At 48.7% G+C, this 4,448-nt stretch carries 4 protein-coding genes and 1 pseudogene; 2 read left to right on the plus strand and 3 right to left on the minus strand.

The annotated features are described in order from the left end of the window. A pseudogene (locus O9324_RS00880) lies at positions 1–138 on the plus strand (shikimate dehydrogenase); the annotation flags it as partial. A 212-nt stretch (positions 139–350) separates the two neighbouring features. On the opposite strand, the gene O9324_RS00885 reads toward O9324_RS00880, so the two are convergent. Beyond that, positions 351–929, minus strand: coding sequence for a choice-of-anchor R domain-containing protein (locus O9324_RS00885; protein WP_353851662.1), 579 nt, complete (start codon positions 927–929; stop codon positions 351–353). Between the two features lie 667 nt (positions 930–1,596). Between O9324_RS00885 and O9324_RS00890 the strand changes: the two genes are divergently transcribed. Next, positions 1,597–1,803, plus strand: coding sequence for a hypothetical protein (locus O9324_RS00890; RefSeq protein WP_287695555.1), 207 nt, complete (start codon positions 1,597–1,599; stop codon positions 1,801–1,803). A gap of 327 nt (positions 1,804–2,130) precedes the next feature. Here O9324_RS00890 and groL read toward each other — a convergent pair whose 3' ends face one another. Next, complete coding sequence (gene groL, locus O9324_RS00895) at positions 2,131–3,756, minus strand: chaperonin GroEL (protein WP_002769846.1); 1,626 nt, start codon at positions 3,754–3,756, stop codon at positions 2,131–2,133. A 46-nt stretch (positions 3,757–3,802) separates the two neighbouring features. Beyond that, positions 3,803–4,114, minus strand: a complete 312-nt coding sequence (groES, locus tag O9324_RS00900) for a co-chaperone GroES (RefSeq protein ID WP_002769848.1) — start codon at positions 4,112–4,114, stop codon at positions 3,803–3,805. Positions 4,115–4,448 lie beyond the last annotated feature (334 nt).

Consider the following 4,448-nt stretch of genomic DNA (forward strand, 5'->3'; position numbering starts at 1 on the left):
AAAGTAGAGGGAACACAGGACGCTTTAATTCAGGATGTCTCTGACCTTAAGGGAGCAAAATCGTTGATTATTCCCGTGGTAGTGGCAGTATTAACCAGTATTCTGACTCTGCTGGTGCGATCGATCCCGAATCCTTAAAAGTTTCCTCCCCCCCTGCCCCCCCGACATCGGGGGGGGTAGTAAATTCGTAGGTCGGGGTGAGGCAACGAAACCCGACCTAGACCCTCGGTTGTTGGGTTTCTACGGCTTAAAGCTTCCCCCCCCCTGCCCCCCCGACATCGGGGGGGTTAGGGTGACGGTATTAACCCGACATCGGGGGGTTAGGGTAGGTTGATTGATGAATCAACCTACTATCCCTTGTTCCGACGACCTTTAACCCCCAGTAATCCCAATCCGAACAGGGACAACGCCGCGATCGCACTAGGTTCGGGAGTGCTGGCCACCGGACCGGTTATCTCGGTTGCGTTGATCCGGAAACTGTTCAAAACGCTACTGTTAGAGAAACTACCTCCACTGTTATTGCTAACCCGGGCTCCCGATGACGTGGCGATGCCCGTCGGGGTTATACTCGGATTAGAGCTGCGCCAGTTGAAACTTCCACTGGTGCTGGTAACGTATAACCAGTATTTAGTACCGGCGGCAAACGTGAAGGGGCTAGTGGGAGTGAAGGTGTAGTTAGAGATTGCCGCTCCTAGACCGGTGGGATTGGTGAAACTGGCGAGGACGGTACTGCCCGGATTGCTGCCCCCCACATCATTGCGGATCTGGACGACGGGAACATCTCCTGGATCGTAGTTACCGAGTCGCAGGATGGCGTTTTCGAGGCTGTAATTGTTACCCGCGGGTAGGGTAAAGGCGAGCGCTTTTACAGCATTGGTGCTAATCCCACTGCCCCCATCATCATTATTTTGCGGGAGATTCCCGATCAGAACTGCCGCGCGGACAGGGTTTACCCCCCCCCATTAGTACAAGAGAACTGCTAATGCCCGCTAACACCAAAGACATGGATGAGGTTTTCATGATCTCTAAAAAAGTTAAGAAAGACTGCGTTAACCCTATCGCAGCTGTCTCTTCTGTGGAACCATTGATTAGATTTTGTTATCATTTACCGTCTGGTATGATATTTAATTCTATAGGGTGTTGACAAAATGGCTAGAAAGTGGTAAGCAAGATCGGGCGGTTTCTGGTCGTGCCAAGTAAATTCGTAGGTCGGGTTGAGGCAACGAAACCCGACATAAATCCTCGGTGGTTGGGTTTCACTATAGTTGAACCCAACCAACCGCTACAATATTAATAGGCGATCGAATGTTCCCGGAAATTCATGAGTCAATCCCCCGTTACCGATTCCCTAGACATAAATCCTCGGTTGTTGGGTTTCACTATCGTTCAGCCCAACCTACTATCTGTTATCATATTTAATTCTATAGGGTGTTGACAAAATGGCTAGAAAGTGGTAAGCAAGATCGGGCGGTTTCTGGTCGTGCCAAGTAAATTCGTAGGTCGGGTTGAGGCAACGAAACCCGACATAAATCCTCGGTTGTTGGGTTTCACTATCGTTCAACCCAACCTACAGCTACAATATTAATAGGCGATCGAATGTTCCCGGAAATTCATGAGTCAATCCCCCGTTACCGATTCCCTAGACATAAATCCTCGGTTGTTGGGTTTCACTATCGTTCAGCCCAACCTACAGCTACAATATTAATAGGCGATCAAATGTTCCCGAAAATTCAGATGAGTCAATCCCCCGTCACCGATTCCCTAGAAATTATCCTGACAAATATCACGGAAAAATTAGTATAGTAAATTCGTAGGTCGGGTTGAGGCAACGAAACCCGACATAAATCCTCTAAATACGGTTATTAAAAGCTGATTATTTATTGCCCCTTTTGCCGTTCCTCATAAGTAGGGTTTGCGGCAAAAAGTACGGGCGAAGCATTCGGATAGAAAATCTTTGGTTTCACCGATAGGTTATTGCCCGAATGCTTCGCCCCTCTGAGTAACGCACAGAAAACGGGTTTCTCCGAGAAACCCGTTTTCTACTCATGCACTCATGCAAAAAGATGTTTTTTCATTAAAAAAAACTCGATCGCTTAAATGCGATCGAGTCGAGAAAAAACAGACTAATTACTAATAGTCGAAATCTCCACCGCCGGCGGGAGCAGCGGCTTTTTCTTTTTCGGGTTTATCCACCACAATACACTCGGTAGTTAAAACCATACCGGCGATAGAAGCGGCATTTTGTAGGGCAGAACGAGTCACTTTTGCGGGGTCAACGATACCCGCCTCAAACATATCGGAGAACTCACCGGTAGCGGCATTATAACCGACATTAAAGGGCTTTTCTTTCACCCGTTCGGCAATAACTGCACCGTTTTGGCCGGCATTTTCAGCGATCCGTTTTAAGGGAGCAGCAATGGCGCGAGAAACGATTAAAGCACCGGTTAATTCTTCATGGTGTAGGGTTTCTTTGGCCCAGGTTTCCAATTGGGGAGCCAGGTGAGCTAAAGTAGTACCACCCCCGGGGACGATACCTTCTTCTACGGCTGCTTTAGTGGCGTTAATCGCGTCTTCTAGGCGCAATTTGCGGTCTTTCATTTCCGTTTCGGTAGCGGCACCGACTTTAATCACTGCCACACCCCCGGCTAATTTAGCCAGACGTTCTTGCAGTTTTTCTTTATCGTAGGAGGAATCGGTTTCCTCAATTTGACGGCGAATTTGCTCACAACGGGTTTTCACTGCCACGTCGTTGCCTTCGGCGACGATGGTGGTAGTATCTTTGTTCATGGTGATACGGCGGGCCGTACCTAAGCTATCAATTTTGGTGGTTTCCAGTTTTAAACCCGCATCTTCGCTGATTACTTGACCACCGGTTAAAACGGCGATATCTTCTAACATCGCTTTTCTGCGATCGCCAAATCCAGGGGCTTTCACCGCAGTGACGTTAAGAACACCGCGCAGACGGTTAACCACTAGGGTTGCCAAAGCTTCTTTTTCAATGTCTTCGGCGATAATTACTAGGGGTTTACCTTGACGGGCCACTTGTTCGAGAATAGGAACCAAATCTTGCACTAAACCGATTTTTTTGTCGGTAATCAGAATAGCGGGATCTTCAAAAACGCATTCCATGCGTTCGGTGTCGGTGACAAAGTAGGGAGAGATATAACCTTTGTCAAAACGCATCCCTTCGGTGATTTCTAGTTCGGTGGTCATCGATTTCCCTTCTTCTAGGGAAATTACGCCTTCTTTACCGACTTTATCCATGGCCGAGGCGATCATTTGACCGACTTCATCATCGTTACCGGCAGAGATAGCGCCCACTTGTGCGATCGCTTTGGAATCTTCTACGGGTTTCGCGTGTTTGGCGATTTGACTGACGAGGAAATCGGCAGCTTTATCGATCCCTTTTTTCAGAGAAATCGGGTTAGCACCGGCGGCGACGTTGCGTAAACCTTCTTTAACGATAGCGTGGGCGAGAACGGTGGCGGTAGTTGTACCATCCCCCGCTACATCGTTGGTTTTTGAGGCGGCTTGGCGAATTAAAGCCACACCGGTGTTCTCGATATGGTCTTCCAGTTCGATTTCTTTAGCGATGGTGATGCCATCATTGACGATTTGGGGTGCGCCAAATTTCTTTTCGAGGACGACGTTACGACCTTTGGGACCAAGGGTGACGGCTACCGCTTCGGCCAGGAGATCCATGCCTTTTTCTAGGGCCCGACGAGCATCTTCGTTGTAGATAATAGATTTAGCCATAATGTATCGTTATTCGTGCAAAATAGGGGTTTTCAAGGGTAGATGATTAGGAAACGGACGCGAGAATGTCTTTTTCGGAGAGGAGAACGTACTCTTCGCCACCAAGTTTGATATCGGTTCCGGCATATTTGGAGTAGAGAACTTTGTCACCCACACCCACTTCCACAGGGGTGCGGCTACCGTCATCGTTGCGTTTGCCAGCGCCGACGGCCACGACTTCCCCGATTTGGGGTTTTTCTTTAGCGGCATCGGGAAGGAAAATGCCACCGGCGGTTTTTTCTTCGCTGGGGCTAACTTTAACGAAAACTCGATCGCCTAGGGGTTTAACAGTTGTTACGTTGATGCTGACTGCAGCCATGGAATATCCTCCGTTTGTCTTGTATTTGGGTAAGTGCCTTTTCCAGATTAGCACTCTTACCTTCCGAGTGCTAATTTACCGAAATACAAGGCCCCCTGACAACGGCTCGATCGGTACGGGTTCCCGAACTATGGTGTTAAGCTAGGGTTTGCTGAAAAAGTTTGTTGGTGGGGTTAGGGACTTGCGTGGGAATAATATCCCAGCCAGAAAATCGCTCTGTAGAAGAACCAGACCGGCCAGATGGCACATTATCAAAGCGCAAGTCCCTAACATCTCGAAGGCTCTCGCCCTACTTAGGGTGATCAGCAAACCTGATCGATCGGAGGGCGCAAGC

Source organism: Microcystis sp. LE19-84.1B, assembly GCF_027531875.1.
GTDB lineage: Bacteria > Cyanobacteriota > Cyanobacteriia > Cyanobacteriales > Microcystaceae > Microcystis > Microcystis panniformis.